Genomic DNA, 18,354 nt, shown 5'->3' with positions numbered 1-18,354 from the left:
GCAAGCTGCAAGTAAAAGCCAGATCGGTGATGGCCGGTCTGGCTTGGGCGTCGTTCAAGATCTGTGTTTCCGGAGCTGCAAGTGGCAACGGCACGGTATGCCTTTGCCTGCCACTTGCAGCTTCATGCTTGCCGCTTAGTAGCGGTAGGCGTGCGGCTTGAACGGGCCTTCGACGGTCACGCCGATGTAGTCGGCTTGCTGCTTGGTCAGCTGGGTGACCACGCCGCCGAAGCCGCGGACCATTTCCAGGGCCACTTCTTCGTCGAGTTTCTTCGGCAGCACTTCAACGGTCAGGCGCTCGGCTTTCTTTTCGGCCGGCAGGTCAGCGAACTTCTGCTCGAACAGGAAGATCTGTGCCAGAACCTGGTTGGCGAACGAGCCGTCCATGATGCGGCTTGGGTGGCCAGTGGCGTTGCCCAGGTTGACCAGGCGGCCTTCGGCCAGCAGGATCAGGTAGTCGTCGTTCTGCGGGTCGAAGCTGCCAGCGCCGGTACGGTGGATCTTGTGAACCTGCGGCTTGACCTCTTCCCAGGCCCAGTTCTTGCGCATGAAGGCGGTGTCGATCTCGTTGTCGAAGTGGCCGATGTTGCAGACTACGGCACGCTTTTTCAGGGCCTTGAGCATGTTGGCGTCGCAGACGTTGACGTTACCGGTGGTGGTCACGATCAGGTCGATCTTGCCCAGCAGGGCCTTGTCGATGCTGGCTTCGGTGCCATCGTTGATACCGTCGATGAACGGCGAGACCAGCTCGAAGCCGTCCATGCAGGCCTGCATGGCGCAGATCGGGTCAATTTCGGAGACCTTGACGATCATGCCTTCCTGACGCAGGGACTGGGCCGAGCCCTTGCCCACGTCACCGTAGCCGATCACCAGGGCCTGCTTGCCCGACAGCAGGTGGTCGGTACCACGCTTGATGGCATCGTTCAGGCTGTGACGGCAGCCGTACTTGTTGTCGTTCTTGCTCTTGGTGACCGAGTCGTTGACGTTGATCGCCGGGACTTTCAGCTCGCCCTTGGCCAGCATGTCCAGCAGGCGGTGTACGCCGGTGGTGGTCTCTTCGGTCACGCCGTGCACGCGTTCCAGTACCTGCGGGTACTTCTTGTGCAGCAGTTCGGTCAGGTCACCACCGTCGTCGAGGATCATGTTGGCGTCCCATGGCTGGCCATCTTTCAGGATGGTCTGCTCCAGGCACCACTCGTACTCTTCTTCGGTTTCACCTTTCCAGGCGAACACCGGGATACCGGCGGCGGCGATCGAGGCGGCGGCCTGGTCTTGAGTCGAGAAGATGTTGCAGGACGACCAGCGCACTTCGGCACCCAGGGCAACCAGGGTTTCGATCAGCACGGCGGTCTGGATGGTCATGTGGATGCAGCCCAGGATCTTCGCACCCTTGAGCGGTTGCTCGGCCAGGTACTTGCGACGCAGGCCCATCAGCGCAGGCATTTCCGATTCGGCAATGATGGTTTCGCGACGGCCCCAGGCGGCCAGGGAGATGTCGGCGACTTTGTAATCGGTAAAACCAGCAGGCATGTTTGCAGCGCTCATGAGAGCCTCCATTCGTAATGTGCGAATGGGCGCCGTTGTGCGTTAAGCGCTCGCGGGAGCGAGCAACGCCCCATCCGAGCCTGACAGGCCTAGCCTGCTGCAGCGCCCCTCGGACAGGTGGCGGGCATGGCACCGCTGTGGGCAACCATGTAAAACGGCGCAGATTATAGCTGTCCCCGCCGGCTTGCCCAAGGTTTTCCGTCGATTAATCGCGACGATAGTCGATGTTCAATGGAGCGAAGGCAGCCGCTCTGCCATCATTGCTACACGTTAGCCAAGCAGGTCAGGAGTACAGATGAACTTTCACACCCGCAAGTGGGTTAAACCCGAAGACCTCAACCCTAATGGCACCCTGTTCGGTGGCAGCCTGTTGCGCTGGATCGATGAAGAGGCGGCGATCTACGCCATCGTCCAGTTGGGCAACCAGCGTGTGGTGACCAAGTACATGTCGGAAATCAACTTCGTCAGTGCTTCGCGTCAGGGTGACATCATCGAGCTGGGCATCACCGCTACCGCGTTCGGCCGCACCTCGATCACCCTCAAGTGCGAAGTGCGTAACAAGATCACCCGCAAGAGCATTCTGACTGTCGACAAGATGGTGTTCGTCAACCTGGGCGAGGATGGCTTGCCGGCAGCCCATGGGCGCACCGAGATCAAGTACGTGCAGGACCAGTTCCCGGATTCGGCAGTCGAATAGACCCTGGTTGCCTGTGCCGGCCTCTTCGCGGGTGAACCCGCTCCTACAGGGGTACGCGCCCCCGTAGGAGCGGGTTCACCCGCGAATGGGCCGCAAAGCGGCCCCGGCATTCTCAAGGCTGGGCGCTGACCTTGCGCACCACCCGCCCAATGCTCAACCCCTGCACCAGAATCGACGACAACACCACGATGTAGGTGATCGACAGCAGCAGGTCCCGTTCATCGCCCAGCGGTAGCGACAGCGCAAGTGCCACCGACACGCCACCGCGCAGGCCGCCCCAGGTCAGCACCCGCACCGTGCCTTTGGGCACCGGGCGCCAGCGCCGCAGCAGCACGATCGCCGGGGCCACCGTCAACAGGCGCGACAGCAGCACTGCCAGCGCCAGCACGCCGCCGGCCGCCAGGTGCATCCAGTTGAACGGCAGCAGCAACAGCTCCAGGCCGATCAATGCGAACAGCAGGGCATTGAGCATGTCGTCGATCAGCTCCCAGAAACCGTCCATGTAACGGCGGGTCATGTCATTCATCGCCAGGTTGCGCCCCAGGTTGCCGATGATCAGGCCTGCCACCACCATGGCGATCGGTGCCGACACATGCAGCTCGTAGCACATCGCCGAACCACCGATTACCAGCGCCAGGGTCAGCATGACCTCCACCTGATACTGCTCGACACTCTTGATCATGCGGTAGGTGGCGTAGCCGATCAGGCCACCGAACACCACACCGCCAATGGCCTCGCGGGCGAACAGGATCGCCGTGTCGGCCATGCTCGGTGTTTCACCCAGCTGGATGATGCCCAGCAACACGGTGAATACCACGACTGCCGTGCCGTCGTTGAACAGTGACTCGCCGACGATGGTGGTTTTAAGCGGTTTGGGCGCATTGGCAGTACGCAGCGCGCCAAGCACTGCAATCGGGTCGGTCGGTGAGATCAGTGCACCGAACAGCAGGCAGTAGATCAGGGGCACCTGCCAGCCGAACAGGGCAAACACCCAATGCGCCAGGTAGCCGATGACCACGGTGGCGATCAGCACGCCCAAGGTGGCCAGCAGGCCGATCGGCCAGCGGTAGCTGCGCAGGTCGCTGAGGTTGACGTGCAGGGCGCCGGCAAACAGCAGGAACGCCAGCATCCAGTGCATGAGCAGATCGTTGAAATCGATCTGGTTCATCAGCCCTTCGACGCGCTCTTCCAGGCCGGGGAAGCCGACAAGGCTCAGGCCTTGCAATATCAGGGAAAACAACAGCGCCGTAACCATCACGCCGATAGCGGGGGGCAGGCCGATGAAGCGGTAGTTCACATAGGTCAGAAGTGTGGTGAGGCAGATAAAAGCGGCAACTAATTCAAGCATCCCGAATCCTGTAACAGTGGCTTCCAAGTCGTTACCCGAGTGACTCGGGCAGTTCTTTGATGACCTGGCACGGGGTTCGGGGCACAGGGTTTGACCGAATTAGTCCAAATCGTTCCCGTGACAGTCTGCACTGGTTACCCTGTGGGAGCGGGCGTGCCCGCGAACACCGGCAAAGCCGGTGCCATACACCGAGTTGCATTCTTCGCGGGCATGCCCGCTCCCACAAAGCCCCCCTGAACGCTATATATTCACAGCCATGAAAAGCCATAAGGACAAGAAGGCGTGTTGGCAACATCTCTGGTGCTGGTTGCCGCCCTGCTGCATGCAACCTGGAATACCTTGATCAAATTCAGTGGCGAGCGCTTGCTGGTAATTGCCAGCATGGACACGGTAGCGCTGGCCTTCGCGGTGCTGGCGGTGCCCTTCGTCGATGTTCCGCCTGCTGAAATCTGGCCCTGGTTGGTAGCTTCGGCACTGGCTGAGCAGTTGTACCGCTATCTGCTGATCAAGGCCTACCGCGTGGGCGACCTGGGGCTGGTCTATCCTCTGATGCGCGGGCTGTCACCGCTGGTGGTGCTGGGGCTGACCCTGGCCTTTGCCGGGGAATCGCTGAGCCAGCAGCAGATCATCGGTATCCTGTTGATCCCCTGTGGCATGGCCTGCCTGTTGTGGCAGGGCGGCGGCGGTGACCGGCTGCCATGGTCGATGCTGCCGGTAGTTGCCTTGATTGGCCTGTGCATTGGTTGCTACACCTGGTTCGACGGCCAGGCCGTGCGCCTGTGGGGCAAGCCGTGGGATTACCTGGTCTGGCTGACCCTGCTCAGCGCCTGGCAATTCCCGTTGTTGGCGGGCGTAGCGCGGCGGGCGCCATTCGTACTGTTCTGGCGAACCCAATGGCGCCTTGGGTTGGCGGTAGGGTTCTGCGTATTGTTCAGCTATGCCCTGGTGCTGTGGGCCATGCATCTGGGGTCAGTGGCCGAAGCGGCGGCACTGCGGGAGTTGAGCGTGATCCTGGTGGTGCTGCTGGGCATGCGCTACCTCAAAGAACCTTTTGGCGGGCCAAGACTCCTAGCTTGCGGGCTGGTGTTGGCCGGCATGCTGGTAATGAAGCTTTGAACTGAAGACTGAACAAGGAGTCCTGTCCATGACTGTTGCCCTGTGGTGCATCCTGATTGCGCTGCTGTTGAACCCGCTTTGTGCCTTGATCGCCAAGGCGAGCAGTGGCCGTTTCGGCCTTAAGGACAATCACGATCCGCGAGCCTTTCTCGATACCTTGTCGGGCCTGCCGCGGCGTGCTCATGCAGCGCAGCAGAATGGCTACGAAGCGTTTCCGGCATTTGCTGCGGCGGTGCTTGTGGCGGATATCGTGGGCAATGCAGAGCAGGTGACCCAGAATGTGCTGGGGGTGATGTATATCACCAGCCGCTTGCTTTACATCATCTGCTACCTGGCCGACTGGGCTGCCTTGCGGTCGCTGGTGTGGTTTGCCAGCCTGGCACTGATCGTGTCGTTCTTCGTGGTTTCCATCTGAAACCGGCTGGCCATCTTCGCGGGCAGCCCCCGCGAAGATAGCCACAACGATCAAGGTACCTTGGGTACCTCAGGCAGTGGCTGGCCCTTGGGCCATAGCATCCAGATCTGCCCTTGCTGCTTCATGTTCCCGGCCAGTTCGCCGGCTTCCGGCCCGGTGCCCCAGAACAGGTCGGCACGCACTTCGCCGGTAATCGCCCCGCCGGTGTCCTGCGCGCCAACCGGTCGTACCACCGGCGTGCCGTCCGGGCGTGTGGTAGACAGCCACAACAAGCTGCCCAGGGGAATCACCTTGCGGTCGATGGCCACGCTGTAGCCGGCGGTAAGCGGTACGTTCAGCGAGCCGCGCGGGCCTTCGTTGCTGTCCGGGCGGGTGCTGAAGAATACGTAGCTGGGGTTGCTGGCCAGCAGCTCTGGTACGCGCTGCGGGTTGGCCTGGGCCCAGGCATGAATGGCGCCCATGCTCACTTCTTCTTTTTTCAGCTGACCTTGCTCCACCAGCCAGCGGCCGATCGGCCGATAGGGGTGGCCGTTCTGGTCGGCGTAGCCCAGGCGCAGTTGACGGCCGTCCTCCAGTTGCACCCGGCCAGAACCCTGGATCTGCAGGAATTGCAGGTCCATCGGGTCGGTCAGCCAGGCCAGCACCGGTGCCTGGACGCCGTTACGGTTGATGACCTCGGCCGTGTCGTAGGGCTTGAGCACCCGACCCTCCAGGCGGCCGCGCAGGCGTTTGCCCTTCAGTTCGGGGTACACGCTGGCCAGGTCGACCACGATCATGTCATCAGGGATGCCGTAGACCGCCACATGGTTGGTTGCCGATTGGTTCAGGCTGCCTGGGTAGACCGGCTCGTAGTAGCCGGTAATCAGGCCGTTGGCATTGTTCTCTGCAGAGCGCAGGCCGTACACCTGCAGGTTCTGCTCAAGGAAGGTTCGCACTTGGGCGGCGCTGGCTGTGGCGCTGCCGGCCGCTTCGCAGGTGGCGGCCCACACCGCGTCGCGCTTGAGTTTTTCGCAGCCGTTGCGCCATGCATAAAAGCCTGCCAGCAGGTCTTCATCGCTGACGGCCGGCAAGTCTTTCCAAGTGGCCGGGGCATAGGTGGCGACAGCGTGGGGCTCGGGCTTGGCGCTCTCGCCGCCGTTGCAGCCGGCCAGCAAAGCCAGCACCGGCAGTGTCCAGGCCAGGTGGCGCAGGGCAGATTTCATGTGTGCATTCCTGTCATGAGCGAACATGAAGGTTCGCCCCTGTCTTTTATGTGGCTATTGGTGTTTGGCCCAGGGGCAGCGATACTGGCCGCCCATTTGCGTAGGCCGAAGTGAGCGTGATGTTGAAGCGATTGACCGTTGTTCTGCTGGCAGCACTTGCCCTGGGAGGGGCTCTGACGGGTTGTGACCGGGTTGACCCGAATTCGCCGCTGGGCAAACGCAAGGTGATCTTCAAGGACATGCTCAAGACCAGCGAGGACCTCGGCGGCATGCTGCGTGGCCGGTTGCCGTTCGACGGGGTGAAGTTTGCCGACGGTGCGCTGAAGCTGGACAGCCTGTCGCATCAGCCGTGGCAGCATTTTCCACAGGTGCGCGATGGTGGTGACAGCGCCGCCCGTGCCGAAGTGTGGGAGCGCCAGGCGCGGTTCCATGACCTGGCCCGGCAGCTTGAGGGCGTCACCGGCGAACTGGTCGATGTCACCCGCAACCAGCCACTGGATGCTGCGCAACTGAAGGCACCGATGGACAAGGTCGAGGCTGCGTGCAAGGCCTGTCATAGCGAATTTCGTAATCATTGAATGGCTGTGCTGTTTGCGCAAACCTTCGAGGCGTGTACAAATTCCACAAAGACCAGGCTTGCCGGCCAGATGCCTTAGCGGTCGAGAGCGTCGACCGCTTCCTGCAGCTCTTTACGCGACTCGGCCAGCTTGTCCTTGCGCTTGTTGATCTTCTCGGCGTCGCCTTTCTTCTCTGCCTTCTTCAAGTCCTTTTCCCGCTGCGCCACTTCGTGACGCGCATCGAGCACCTTCTGCTCACGTTCCTTGCGCAGGCTGGCGTCGGTGCAGTTGTCCACACCGCGCAGGGCTTCCTCCAGCCCTGCAACCTGGTCCCTGTTGCCGTGGTCACGGGCAATTTTCAGCTGGTTTTCGATGGCGCTGCGCTTGGCGGCGCAACCGGTCAGGCCGGCATCCGGCTGGGCAGCCTGAGCAGTGCCCGCGGCCAGGCCCAGTGTTGCGAGCAGGAAAAGAGTCGAAATACGTTTCATGAAAAGCCTCCCTAACGGGGCGGGGCAGCAAAAGTTGGGGGAAATCCTGCCTTGGTTTTGCCCATTTAGAAACCCTTGGTGAGGTTTTCTGCCGGAGTCTCGGGTTTTTCCTACGCACTATTTGGTAAAAAATCATTGCTCAATGCGCTGGGGTGGGGTCCGGAAACCTTCTATGCCGGCTTCGGCCAACTGTGCGGCAATGGCTTGCACCTCGGAGGCCGCGAAAAACTCCACAAGTTGGCGCGAGCGTTTTGCGCCGATGCCGGGCACGGTCTGCCATTGCCCGGCACTGCGTGAAGCCAGCGCCTGCCAGTCGCCAGTCAGTGGCAAATGCTTGCCAATGGGCACGCCAAGGGCGCGCAGCCACTGATCGAATGGGCGTGAGCGAGCTTCGTCGAAACTGCCCATCAGGTGTGCCGCAGTGAGCCTGCTGATACCGGGGGCCTGCTGCAGGCGCTCGGCATCGAGCTGCAGCCAGTCGGTCATGGACGTTACCAAGCCAGCTTCGACCAGCCGACGCCATGTGCCGGGCCCGGTGCGTGGCAAGGCCAGGCCCTGTTTACCGCCAAGCCAGGTGAGGCGGGCAATGAACTGCTCATCACAGCCCTCGCTGGCCTGCCAACAGCTGTGGGCATGATGCTGGTCGGGTGCTGGTGCGGTTATCGGTTGGCGCTCTACAGCGCGGTGCACGACGTGTTCGAGCCGGGGAATGGTCAGCCCGGCAAGGCTGACGGCCACCTGATCGCCGGGGCGAATATCCAGGCGTTGCCAGCGCGCCAGCGACCCAAGGCTGACTTGGGTAATGCGCCGGTCATCGAGGGTAACGGGTTGCAGGTGAAGAACGGGCGTGACCCTGCCAGTGCGGCCGACCCGAAAGCGCACGTCGCGTACTTCGGCCAAGGCTTGTGCATAGGGGTACTTCCAGGCCGCGATCCAGTAGGGCGCCTTGGCCTGCCAGCGCTCGGCAGGTGGCCGACTGCCCTGGCGCAGGATCACACCGTCGGTGGCGAAGGGCAGAGCAGAGCGATACCAGTGCTCGCGCCAGTGTGCTGCATCCTCCAGCGTATCGATGGCGATGCTGTAAAGCTGGCTATCCGGAAAACCCAGTCGTGCCAGCTGGGCGAGGCGTTCGGCCTGTTGCTCGGGGCCGTGCGGCCAGCCCCATACGAACAGGCCGATAGCGTTGCCTTGTGCGCCAGTCAGTTGCTTGCGTGCGAGCAGCCCTGCCACGGTACCCCGGGCGTTGGCGCTGCCTGCCTTGGCTTGCACATGTTCGTCCAGGCGCAGATACAGCTCACCTTGCAAGTGCAGGTCGACCGCCTCAGGCAACTGCCGGGTGACAGCGCCGAGCTGTGGGATGTGTCGGCTCCAGTCATGGCCGTGTACACCGTCCCCCCGGCTGGTCAGCTGCACCAATCGGCCCTGTTGGTAAGTGAGGGAAACTGCAACACCGTCGACCTTGGGCTGTACCCACACGCCGGTCTTGCCGGCCATCCATCGCGCCACGGCCTGGCGGTCTGCCAGCTTGTCGACGCCGGTATGCGGCACGGGGTGGGGGACCGGCCCGCGAGCACTGGCCAGGGGGGAGGGGCTGGTGCCAACCGCGAAGCACTGCTGCAGGTGGTTCAGGCGCTCGCGGCTCTGGTCGTACAGTTCGTCGGCCACCAGGGCTATGCCCTGGCGATGGTAGTGCTCGTCCCATCGGGCAAGCGTGGCGCGCAGTTGCGCAACTTCGGCCTTGGCCTGTTGCGGGTTCCAGTGTGGGCATGAGGCAGCCCTGGCCAATGGGGGGGTCAGCACAAATAGCAGGGCGAACAACAACAGGTACGGCATGGCCTGGCATCCTTGCATGGCGGGGAAGCGCTTAGCGTAGGCGGGTGGCGGGGCGGGCGGTGCGTGCAGTTGTCAGGTGATATTTCGCTGGTGTTCGTCTCCAAGCCCGAGGCGGAGCAAGAAACGAGCGCGGCGCTCGATCTGACGGGCGATGAACATGCCGTGACAGGCACAAAAAAGCCCCTGCCGATCGCTCGGCAGGGGCTTTCGTCTGGCGCTGCAGGAAGCTTACAGGCCGGCAGCGTCACGCAGCGACTGGGCGCGGTCGGTGCGCTCCCAGGTGAAGGTGGTGAAGGTGTCGTCGCCGACAGTCTTCTGATGCGGGGTACGGCCGAAGTGGCCGTAGGCAGCGGTTTCCTGATACATCGGGTGCAGCAGGTCGAGCATGGTGGTGATGGCGTACGGACGCAGGTCGAAGCACTCGCGCACCAGCTGGATGATCTTGTCGTCGGAGACCTTGCCGGTACCGAAGGTGTTGATCGAGATGGAGGTCGGCTGGGCCACGCCAATGGCGTACGACACCTGGATCTCGCAACGCTCGGCCAGGCCGGCGGCGACGATGTTCTTGGCCACGTAGCGGCCGGCGTAGGCGGCGGAACGGTCGACCTTGGACGGGTCCTTGCCGGAGAACGCGCCACCCCCGTGACGGGCCATGCCGCCGTAAGAGTCGACGATGATCTTGCGGCCAGTCAGGCCGCAGTCACCCACCGGGCCACCGATGATGAAGTTGCCGGTCGGGTTGATGTGGTACTGGGTGCCTTTGTGCAGCAGTTCGGCCGGCAGGGTGTGCTTGACGATCAGCTCCATCACGGCTTCTTGCAAGTCTTTCTGCGAAACCTCCGGGTTGTGCTGGGTCGACAGCACCACGGCGTCGATACCGACCACTTTGCCGTTCTCGTAGCGGCAGGTGACCTGCGACTTGGCATCCGGGCGCAGCCATGGCAGCAGGCCGGACTTGCGCGCCTCGGCCTGGCGTTCTACCAGACGGTGCGAGAAGCAGATCGGTGCAGGCATCAGGACTTCGGTTTCGTTGCTGGCATAGCCGAACATCAGGCCCTGGTCACCGGCGCCCTGGTCTTCTGGCTTGGAGCGGTCCACGCCCTGGGCGATGTCTACCGACTGTTTGCCGATGATGTTCATCACGGCGCAGGTGGCGCCGTCGAAGCCGACGTCGGAGCTGTTGTAGCCGATGTCGATGATGACTTTGCGCACCAGGTCTTCCAGGTCGACCCAGGCCGAAGTGGTGACTTCGCCGGCGATGATGGCGACACCGGTCTTGACCAGGGTTTCGCAGGCTACGCGGGCGTATTTGTCCTGAGCGATGATGGCATCAAGGACTGCGTCCGAAATCTGGTCGGCGATCTTGTCCGGATGCCCTTCGGACACGGACTCGGAGGTGAAAAGGGAGTATTCGCTCATCTCGAAGGTTCCTGAAATTTACCGATGGTGTATGTCGCCAGCCGTCCGCTGAAAATGGCGGACCTGGATCTGGAAACCGTTACGCAAGCCCACGTACAGGCTGTCCGCATGGGCCAGCCCGGCAGCGTTGGCCCAGCGCGCCAGGTCGTCCTGTTCGAAGCCCAGCCAGAGGTCGCCGCAGGCTTCGCGCGCCCACCCCTGGTCATGGCTGCACAGTTCGGTGACCAGCAGGCTGCCGCCTGCCTTCACCCGTTTGGCCAGCTGGCGCAAGGCCAGGGCCGGGTCGCTGAAATGGTGCAGCACCATGTTCAGCACAACGCAGTCGGCGGCCACATCCGTTGCACCCAGTGCATCGGCCAACTGCAGGTTCACGTTGTCGAGCCCTTCGCGCTGGCACACCTGGCGCGCAAGCTCGAGCATGGTAGGGCTGTTGTCCAGGGCGGTGACCTGGGCGAAGCGCCGGGCCAGGTCGGGCAGGAAGCCACCGTCGCCGGGGCCGACTTCCAGCGCGCTGGCGGCCGGGTCGAAATGCAGTTTGTCGAGCAGCGCCAGCAGGCTGTCGCGGTACTGCGGAAGGCCGGCGATCAGGTCCTGCTGGGCACGGAACTTCTCTTCCACGCGCAGGAAGAAGTCCTGGCTGGTGGCCGCCCGGCGCTGCTGGACATGGGCTATGCGCGCCTGCACATCGGGCGGCAGGGCCAGGTCGTCGACTTCTTCGAGCAGCGCCGCGTGCAGCCGGCCACCCAGGCGCAGGCCATCGGGCAGGGCACGGCGGTAGAAGATGGCGTTGCCTTCGCGGCGGGTTGCCACGAGGTCGGCCTGAGCCAGCACCTTGAGGTGATGGCTCATGCCCGACTGGCCGATGTCGAAGATCTGCGCCAGCTCCAGCACACCGAACGAGTCATTGGCCAAGGCGCGCAATACGTTCAGGCGCAACGCATCGCCACTGGCTTTGCACAGGGCGGCCAATGTTTCGCGTTGCTCGGGGATCGATTGCGCACGCAGATTCATGGGGCGGCAGTCTAGACAGGCATCGATGCCCTAGCAAGGCCAATATCAAAAAGTTTTGATATTGGCGATGAGCTGCAAGCCGAAAGCCTCAAGTTACACGCTTTGGGGCGCCCCGAGTCGCGCTCTGCTTCTTCAGTTGCGGCTTAAAGCTGGCGCTTGGCGCTTAAATGTTTGCCCCAAGCGCCCCCAGTGGGCGAAAATGGCCGCCTTTTTCGTGACACCACCTATTCAAGCCCCCTAGGAGATCAGCGATGCCCAGCCGTCGTGAACGTGCCAACGCCATTCGTGCCCTCAGCATGGATGCCGTGCAAAAGGCCAACAGCGGCCACCCAGGTGCCCCCATGGGCATGGCGGATATCGCCGAAGTGCTTTGGCGCGACTACCTGAAGCACAACCCGAGCAACCCGAGCTTCGCCGACCGTGACCGCTTCGTGCTGTCCAACGGCCACGGTTCGATGCTGATCTACTCGCTGCTGCACCTGACCGGCTACGACGTCACCATCGATGACATCAAAGGCTTCCGCCAACTGCACAGCCGCACCCCGGGCCACCCGGAATACGGCTACACCCCAGGCGTTGAAACCACCACCGGCCCGCTCGGCCAGGGTATCGCCAACGCCGTGGGCTTCGCCCTGGCCGAAAAAGTGCTGGCTGCCCAGTTCAACCGTGACGGCCACAATATCGTCGACCACAACACCTATGTGTTCCTCGGCGACGGCTGCATGATGGAAGGCATCTCCCATGAAGTCGCCTCGCTGGCCGGCACCCTGGGCCTGAACAAGCTGATCGCCTTCTACGATGACAATGGCATCTCCATCGACGGCGAAGTGCACGGCTGGTTCACCGACAACACCCCGGCGCGCTTCGAAGCCTACAACTGGCAGGTGATCCGCAACGTCGACGGCCACGATGCCGAAGAAATCAAGATGGCCATCGAGACCGCCCGCAAGAGCGATCGCCCGACCCTGATCTGCTGCAAAACCACCATCGGTTTCGGTTCGCCGAACAAGCAGGGCAAGGAAGACTGCCACGGTGCCCCGCTGGGCAACGACGAAATCGCCCTGACCCGCCAGGCCCTGAACTGGAACCACGGCCCGTTCGAAATCCCGGCCGACATCTACGCCGAGTGGGATGCCAAGGCCGCCGGTGCCAAGGTTGAAGCCGAGTGGAACCAGCGCTTCGACGCCTACGCCAAGGCCTACCCGGAGCTGGCTGCCGAGTTCAAGCGCCGTGCCAGCGGCGAGCTGCCGGCCGACTTCAGCGAAAAGGCCCAGGCCTACATCAACGAAGTGGCTGCCAAAGGCGAAACCATCGCCAGCCGCAAGGCCAGCCAGAACGCCCTGAACGCCTTCGGCCCGCTGCTGCCCGAGTTCCTCGGCGGTTCGGCTGACCTGGCAGGCTCCAACCTGACCCTGTGGAAAGGTTGCAAGGGCGTCGAAGCCAATGACGCCAGCGGCAACTACGTGTTCTACGGCGTGCGCGAGTTCGGCATGACCGCCATCATGAACGGCGTTGCCCTGCACGGTGGCCTGGTACCTTACGGCGCGACCTTCCTGATGTTCATGGAATACGCCCGCAACGCCGTGCGCATGTCGGCACTGATGAAGCAGCGCGTGATCCACGTGTACACCCACGACTCCATCGGTCTGGGCGAAGACGGCCCGACGCACCAGCCGATCGAGCAGCTGACCAGCCTGCGCAGCACCCCGAACCTGGACACCTGGCGCCCGGCCGACGCGGTGGAATCCGCTGTGTCCTGGAAAAGCGCCCTGGAGCGCAAGGACGGCCCATCGGCGCTGATCTTCTCGCGCCAGAACCTGCAGCACCAGGACCGCGATGCCCAGCAGATCGCCGACATCAGCCGCGGTGGTTATGTGCTCAAGGACTGCGCCGGCGAGCCTGAACTGATTCTGATCGCCACCGGTTCCGAAGTGGGCCTGGCTGTTCAGGCCTTCGACAAGCTGACCGAGCAAGGCCGCAAGGTGCGCGTGGTTTCCATGCCGTGCACCAGCGTGTTCGATGCCCAGGACGCTGCCTACAAGCAGTCCGTGCTGCCGCTGGAAGTCGGTGCGCGCATCGCCATCGAAGCTGCCCACGCCGACTTCTGGTACAAGTACGTCGGCCTGGAAGGTCGTATCATCGGCATGACCACCTACGGTGAGTCGGCGCCGGCTTCGGCATTGTTCGAAGAGTTTGGCTTCACCCTGGAGAACATCCTCGGTACTGCCGAAGAGCTGCTGGAAGACTGATTTAAAGATCTGCGGGCGGTGTCGCCTTCATTCGCGGGCAAGCCCGCTCCCACAGAGGTTGCATGAAACCCTGTGGGAGCGGGCTTGCCCGCGAATGCCACACCGCAAATTCCGCAGGCTGACGACAATTGAACTGTCTCGTGAGCCCCGAATGCCCCACCGTCCCTACAAAGTTGCACTCAACGGTTATGGCCGTATCGGCCGCTGTGTCCTGCGCGCGCTGTTCGAGCGGGGGGCAAAGGCCGGTTTCGAGATCGTCGCGCTGAACGATCTGGCCGATCAGGCCAGCCTCGAATACCTGACACGCTTCGACTCCACCCACGGGCGTTTTCCCGGCGAGGTCAAGGTCGACGGCGACTGTCTGCACATCAATGGCGACTGCGTGAAGGTAATGCGCAGTGCCACCCCCGAAGGCATCGACTGGGCTGCGCTGGGCATCGACTTGGTGCTGGAGTGTTCCGGTGCCTATAACACCCGTGCCGATGGCCAGCGTTTCCTCGAAGCCGGGGCGCCAAGGGTGCTGTTCTCGCAGCCCATGGCCAGCGAGGCTGACGTTGACGCCACGGTGGTCTACGGCATCAACCAGGACTGCCTAACCGGTAGCGAGCGCCTGGTGTCCAACGCCTCGTGCACCACCAACTGCGGCGTGCCGCTGCTGCGTGTGCTGGACCAGGCGTTTGGCATCGAATATGTGCAGATCACCACCATCCACTCGGCGATGAACGACCAGCCGGTGATCGATGCCTATCACCACGAAGACCTGCGCCGCACGCGTTCGGCCTTCCAGTCGGTGATCCCCGTGTCCACTGGCCTGGCGCGTGGCATCGAGCGCCTGCTTCCGGAACTTGCCGGGCGAATCCAGGCCAAAGCGGTACGTGTACCGACCGTCAACGTCTCGTGCCTGGACATCACCCTGCAGACCGCCCGCGACACCAGTGCGGCCGAAGTCAACCGAGTGCTGCGCGAGGCCGCGCTGGAAGGCCCGCTTAAAGGCTTGCTGGCCTACACCGAGCTGCCGCACGCCAGCTGTGATTTCAACCATGACCCGCATTCGGCGATCGTTGATGCCAGCCAGACGCGTGTTTCCGGGCCCCGCCTGGTAAACCTGCTGGCCTGGTTCGACAACGAATGGGGTTTTGCCAACCGTATGCTCGACGTTGCCGAACACTTTCTGCACGTCGTTCACCCAACCCGCAACAAACAGCCCTGAAGGACTGCATTCATGACCGTGTTGAAGATGACCGACCTCGACCTGCAAGGTAAGCGCGTACTGATCCGCGAAGACCTCAACGTGCCTGTGAAGGACGGTGTGGTAGCCAGCGACGCGCGTATCCTGGCAGCGCTGCCGACCATCAAGCTGGCCCTGGAGAAGGGCGCAGCGGTAATGGTCTGCTCGCACCTGGGCCGCCCGACCGAAGGCGAATTCTCTGCCGAGAACAGCCTCAAGCCGGTCGCCGATTACCTGAGCAAGGCCCTGGGCCGTGACGTGCCGCTGGTTGCCGACTACCTGGACGGTGTCGCGGTACAGGCCGGTGAACTGGTGCTGTTCGAGAACGTGCGCTTCAACAAGGGCGAGAAAAAGAACGCCGACGAGCTGGCGCAGAAATACGCAGCCCTGTGCGACGTATTCGTCATGGACGCTTTCGGCACCGCACACCGCGCCGAAGGCTCGACCCATGGCGTCGCCAAGTTCGCCAAGGTGGCCGCTGCCGGCCCACTGCTGGCAGCCGAACTGGATGCCCTGGGCAAGGCCCTGAAAGCCCCGGCCAAGCCAATGGCGGCCATCGTTGCCGGCTCCAAGGTTTCCACCAAACTGGACGTGCTGAACAGCCTGAGCAGTGTTTGCGACCAGCTGATCGTCGGTGGCGGTATTGCCAACACCTTCCTGGCCGCTGCCGGCCACCCGGTGGGCAAGTCGCTGTACGAGCCTGACCTGGTCGACACCGCCAAGGCCATTGCCGCCAAGGTCAGCGTGCCGCTGCCAGTCGACGTGGTGGTTGCCAAGGAGTTTGCTGAGAGCGCCGAAGCTACCGTCAAAGCCATTGCCGACGTAGCTGCCGACGACATGATCCTGGACATCGGCCCGCAAACCGCAGCCAACTTCGCCGAGCTGCTGAAATCGTCGAAAACCATTCTGTGGAACGGCCCGGTTGGCGTGTTCGAATTCGATCAGTTCGGCAACGGCACCAAGGTACTGGCCAAGGCCATCGCCGACAGCGCCGCGTTTTCTATCGCCGGTGGCGGTGACACCCTGGCCGCCATCGACAAATATGGCGTCAGCAAGGAAATCTCCTACATTTCTACCGGTGGTGGCGCCTTCCTCGAGTTCGTCGAGGGCAAGGTCCTGCCAGCTGTGGCAATCCTGGAAGAGCGGGCCAAGGCCTGATGACGTCGGCGCTTGGCAAAGGGAGTGGCCTGGTGGTCAAACAATTGCCTGTGATGATGCTGGCCGGTCTGCTGAGCGCTTGCGCGGGCAGCCCGGCCTCGGATACCGACCCGGCGCAGTCGCACAAGGGCGGTTGCTATCAGTCCGACTGGCAGGCCGAGACTGTGCCGGTCATCGGCAAGCGCGTGGGCCCGGAAGGCCTGGAAAAGTACGACGAAGACCACCAGCGCAAGGCGCCGGGTTGCCCTTGATCGGGTAATAGGCAACCTGAACGTTGATTTGTGGTCTTGAAGAAGGGGCCGCTGTGCGGCCCTTCGCGGGCTCGTCCGCTCCCACAGAGACTGCACTGTACCTGTGGGAGCGGGCGAGCCCGCGAAGGGCTGCACTGCAGCCCCAAATCGAGGAAACTGAATGAAAGCGCTTTTGGCCGTGACGGCCCTGGCGACACTGGCAGGATGCTCACTGCTGCAGCCGGCGCAACCGGCCCCGGCAGACAACTGGACCCGTTGGGTCTGCGACACCCAGGCTGAGGTGCTTTGGCGCTTCGCCGATGCGCAACGTGACCAGGTTGACGTGCGCCTTGGCGGCGGCGACCAGGTCTATCGGCTCAAGGCTGAACCGGGTGCCTCGGGTGCGCTGTACAGCGATGGCATGCTGGCCTTCCACACCAAGGGCGAAGAAGGCCTGGTGTACTGGGTGGCAACCAACGATCTGATTGGGCGGGGCTGCAAGGCACCGTGACTGAGGGGGCCGCGAGGGTGGCCCACACTACTTGAACAGCAACCGCCCCTGCGGCAGGCTTGCACGAAACAAACGACGCTTGTCGGGAGAGAGATACACAATGGCACTCATTAGCATGCGCCAGATGCTGGACCACGCCGCCGAGTTCGGCTACGGCGTACCAGCTTTCAACGTCAACAACCTCGAGCAGATGCGCGCCATCATGGAAGCGGCCGACAAGACCGACTCCCCCGTGATCGTCCAGGCTTCGGCCGGTGCCCGCAAATACGCTGGTGCGCCTTTCCTGCGCCACCTGATCCTGGCTGCCATCGAAGAGTTCCCGCACATTCCGGTGTGCATGCACCAGGACCACGGTACCAGCCCTGACGTCTGCCAGCGCTCGATCCAGCTGGGCTTCAGCTCGGTCATGATGGACGGCTCGCTGGGTGAAGACGGCAAGACCCCGACCGACTACGAGTACAACGTCCGCGTTACCCAGCAGACCGTTGCCATGGCTCACGCCTGCGGCGTTTCGGTTGAAGGCGAGCTGGGCTGCCTGGGTTCGCTGGAAACCGGCATGGCCGGTGAAGAAGACGGGATCGGCGCCGAAGGCGTGCTGGATCACAGCCAGATGCTGACCGACCCGGAAGAAGCCGCCGACTTCGTCAAGAAGACCCAGGTCGACGCCCTGGCGATCGCCATTGGTACCAGCCACGGTGCCTACAAGTTCACCAAGCCACCAACCGGTGACGTGCTGGCCATCGATCGCATCAAGGAAATCCACAAGCGCATCCCCAACACCCACCTGGTGATGCACGGTTCGTCCTCGGTACCGCAAGAGTGGCTGGCGATCATCAACCAGTACGGCGGCGACATCAAAGAAACCTACGGTGTACCGGTCGAAGAAATCGTTGAAGGCATCAAGCACGGCGTGCGCAAGGTCAACATCGATACCGACCTGCGTCTGGCCTCTACCGGTGCCATGCGCCGCCTGATGGCGCAGAACCCGAGCGAGTTCGACCCGCGCAAGTTCTTCGGTGAAACCATCAAGGCCATGCGCGACGTGTGCATCGCGCGTTACGAAGCCTTCGGCACCGCGGGCAATGCCTCGAAGATCAAGCCGATCTCTCTGGAAGGTATGTACCAGCGCTACCTGAAAGGTGAACTGGCCGCCAAGGTCAACTGATCGACAGGTAACCCTGAAAAACCCGCAGCGATGCGGGTTTTTTTATGGGCGATGGAAACCTGTACATAATTCCGGCAGACCGACCGTTAGTCGGCTACCGTACAGTTTGACCATTGATAGCGTTCTGATTGCATTGCGTGTTGCAGCCTCAGGTCTAGAGTACTAATGGATCCAACAGTATT

At 62.6% G+C, this 18,354-nt stretch carries 17 protein-coding genes and 1 riboswitch; of the genes, 10 read left to right on the top strand and 7 right to left on the bottom strand.

All coding sequences use genetic code 11. The features are described 5' to 3' along the window. Window positions 1-135: 135 nt before the first annotated feature. The gene (gene ahcY / locus AC3RCM_RS25295; RefSeq protein WP_020191828.1) at window positions 136-1,545 is read right to left on the bottom strand and encodes an adenosylhomocysteinase; all 1,410 of its coding nucleotides are present in this window, start codon (window positions 1,543-1,545) and stop codon (window positions 136-138) included. 20 nt (window positions 1,546-1,565) lie between these two features. Beyond that, a riboswitch (S-adenosyl-L-homocysteine riboswitch) is annotated at window positions 1,566-1,662 on the bottom strand. A 178-nt stretch (window positions 1,663-1,840) separates the two neighbouring features. Here ahcY and AC3RCM_RS25290 point away from each other — a divergent pair. Then, window positions 1,841-2,242, top strand: coding sequence for an acyl-CoA thioesterase (locus AC3RCM_RS25290; RefSeq protein WP_003249362.1), 402 nt, complete (start codon window positions 1,841-1,843; stop codon window positions 2,240-2,242). Window positions 2,243-2,354: 112 nt separating this feature from the next. Here AC3RCM_RS25290 and AC3RCM_RS25285 read toward each other — a convergent pair whose 3' ends face one another. Continuing rightward, entirely contained in the window at window positions 2,355-3,590 is a 1,236-nt protein-coding gene (locus tag AC3RCM_RS25285) for a cation:proton antiporter (RefSeq protein ID WP_064492987.1), read from the bottom strand. A gap of 282 nt (window positions 3,591-3,872) precedes the next feature. Between AC3RCM_RS25285 and AC3RCM_RS25280 the strand changes: the two genes are divergently transcribed. Together AC3RCM_RS25280 and AC3RCM_RS25275 are read left to right on the top strand one after the other, a co-directional pair. After that, a complete protein-coding gene (locus AC3RCM_RS25280; protein ID WP_020191826.1) occupies window positions 3,873-4,706 on the top strand; it encodes a DMT family transporter in 834 nt (277 codons plus the stop codon). A 28-nt stretch (window positions 4,707-4,734) separates the two neighbouring features. Then, on the top strand, window positions 4,735-5,121 hold the full coding sequence (locus AC3RCM_RS25275) for an MAPEG family protein (protein ID WP_492629245.1): 387 nt from the start codon (window positions 4,735-4,737) through the stop codon (window positions 5,119-5,121). Between the two features lie 50 nt (window positions 5,122-5,171). Here the strand turns inward: AC3RCM_RS25275 and mltA are convergent, their stop codons facing one another. Further along, entirely contained in the window at window positions 5,172-6,323 is a 1,152-nt protein-coding gene (gene mltA / locus AC3RCM_RS25270) for a murein transglycosylase A (protein ID WP_457252262.1), read from the bottom strand. A gap of 119 nt (window positions 6,324-6,442) precedes the next feature. Here mltA and AC3RCM_RS25265 point away from each other — a divergent pair, with 119 nt between their 5' ends. Continuing rightward, entirely contained in the window at window positions 6,443-6,901 is a 459-nt protein-coding gene (locus AC3RCM_RS25265; RefSeq protein ID WP_021783774.1) for a c-type cytochrome, read from the top strand. Window positions 6,902-6,975: 74 nt separating this feature from the next. On the opposite strand, the gene AC3RCM_RS25260 is transcribed toward AC3RCM_RS25265, so the two are convergent. From AC3RCM_RS25260 to AC3RCM_RS25245, 4 genes are all read right to left on the bottom strand, one after another. Then, the gene (locus AC3RCM_RS25260) at window positions 6,976-7,368 is read right to left on the bottom strand and encodes a DUF1090 domain-containing protein (RefSeq protein ID WP_104886971.1); all 393 of its coding nucleotides are present in this window, start codon (window positions 7,366-7,368) and stop codon (window positions 6,976-6,978) included. Window positions 7,369-7,500: 132 nt separating this feature from the next. Continuing rightward, the gene (gene ligB, locus AC3RCM_RS25255; RefSeq protein WP_492629244.1) at window positions 7,501-9,201 is read right to left on the bottom strand and encodes an NAD-dependent DNA ligase LigB; all 1,701 of its coding nucleotides are present in this window, start codon (window positions 9,199-9,201) and stop codon (window positions 7,501-7,503) included. A gap of 228 nt (window positions 9,202-9,429) precedes the next feature. Continuing rightward, entirely contained in the window at window positions 9,430-10,620 is a 1,191-nt protein-coding gene (metK, locus tag AC3RCM_RS25250) for a methionine adenosyltransferase (RefSeq protein WP_492629243.1), read from the bottom strand. 18 nt (window positions 10,621-10,638) lie between these two features. After that, window positions 10,639-11,631, bottom strand: coding sequence for an ArsR/SmtB family transcription factor (locus tag AC3RCM_RS25245; RefSeq protein ID WP_003249377.1), 993 nt, complete (start codon window positions 11,629-11,631; stop codon window positions 10,639-10,641). 251 nt (window positions 11,632-11,882) lie between these two features. Here AC3RCM_RS25245 and tkt point away from each other — a divergent pair, with 251 nt between their 5' ends. The 6 genes from tkt to fba all read left to right on the top strand — a co-directional run bounded on the left by tkt (window position 11,883) and on the right by fba (window position 18,172). After that, window positions 11,883-13,880 (top strand): transketolase, encoded by a 1,998-nt coding sequence (gene tkt / locus AC3RCM_RS25240; RefSeq protein ID WP_020191821.1) that lies wholly within the window; start codon window positions 11,883-11,885, stop codon window positions 13,878-13,880. Window positions 13,881-14,031: 151 nt separating this feature from the next. Next, on the top strand, window positions 14,032-15,090 hold the full coding sequence (gene epd / locus AC3RCM_RS25235) for an erythrose-4-phosphate dehydrogenase (RefSeq protein ID WP_064492596.1): 1,059 nt from the start codon (window positions 14,032-14,034) through the stop codon (window positions 15,088-15,090). Between the two features lie 12 nt (window positions 15,091-15,102). Continuing rightward, complete coding sequence (locus AC3RCM_RS25230) at window positions 15,103-16,266, top strand: phosphoglycerate kinase (protein ID WP_010955537.1); 1,164 nt, start codon at window positions 15,103-15,105, stop codon at window positions 16,264-16,266. Next, entirely contained in the window at window positions 16,266-16,517 is a 252-nt protein-coding gene (locus tag AC3RCM_RS25225; protein ID WP_020193575.1) for a hypothetical protein, read from the top strand. The genes AC3RCM_RS25230 and AC3RCM_RS25225 overlap by 1 nt, the downstream gene beginning before the upstream one ends. 160 nt (window positions 16,518-16,677) lie before the next feature. Continuing rightward, window positions 16,678-17,007 (top strand): MliC family protein, encoded by a 330-nt coding sequence (locus tag AC3RCM_RS25220; protein WP_004576614.1) that lies wholly within the window; start codon window positions 16,678-16,680, stop codon window positions 17,005-17,007. A 100-nt stretch (window positions 17,008-17,107) separates the two neighbouring features. Then, complete coding sequence (fba, locus tag AC3RCM_RS25215) at window positions 17,108-18,172, top strand: class II fructose-bisphosphate aldolase (protein ID WP_010955535.1); 1,065 nt, start codon at window positions 17,108-17,110, stop codon at window positions 18,170-18,172. Window positions 18,173-18,354: the final 182 nt, after the last annotated feature.

This window comes from Pseudomonas sp. GW823-FHT05G12, from assembly GCF_058795575.1.
Note: the sequence above shows the minus strand (reverse complement) of the source record. Positions and strands in the feature narration are given on the sequence as shown.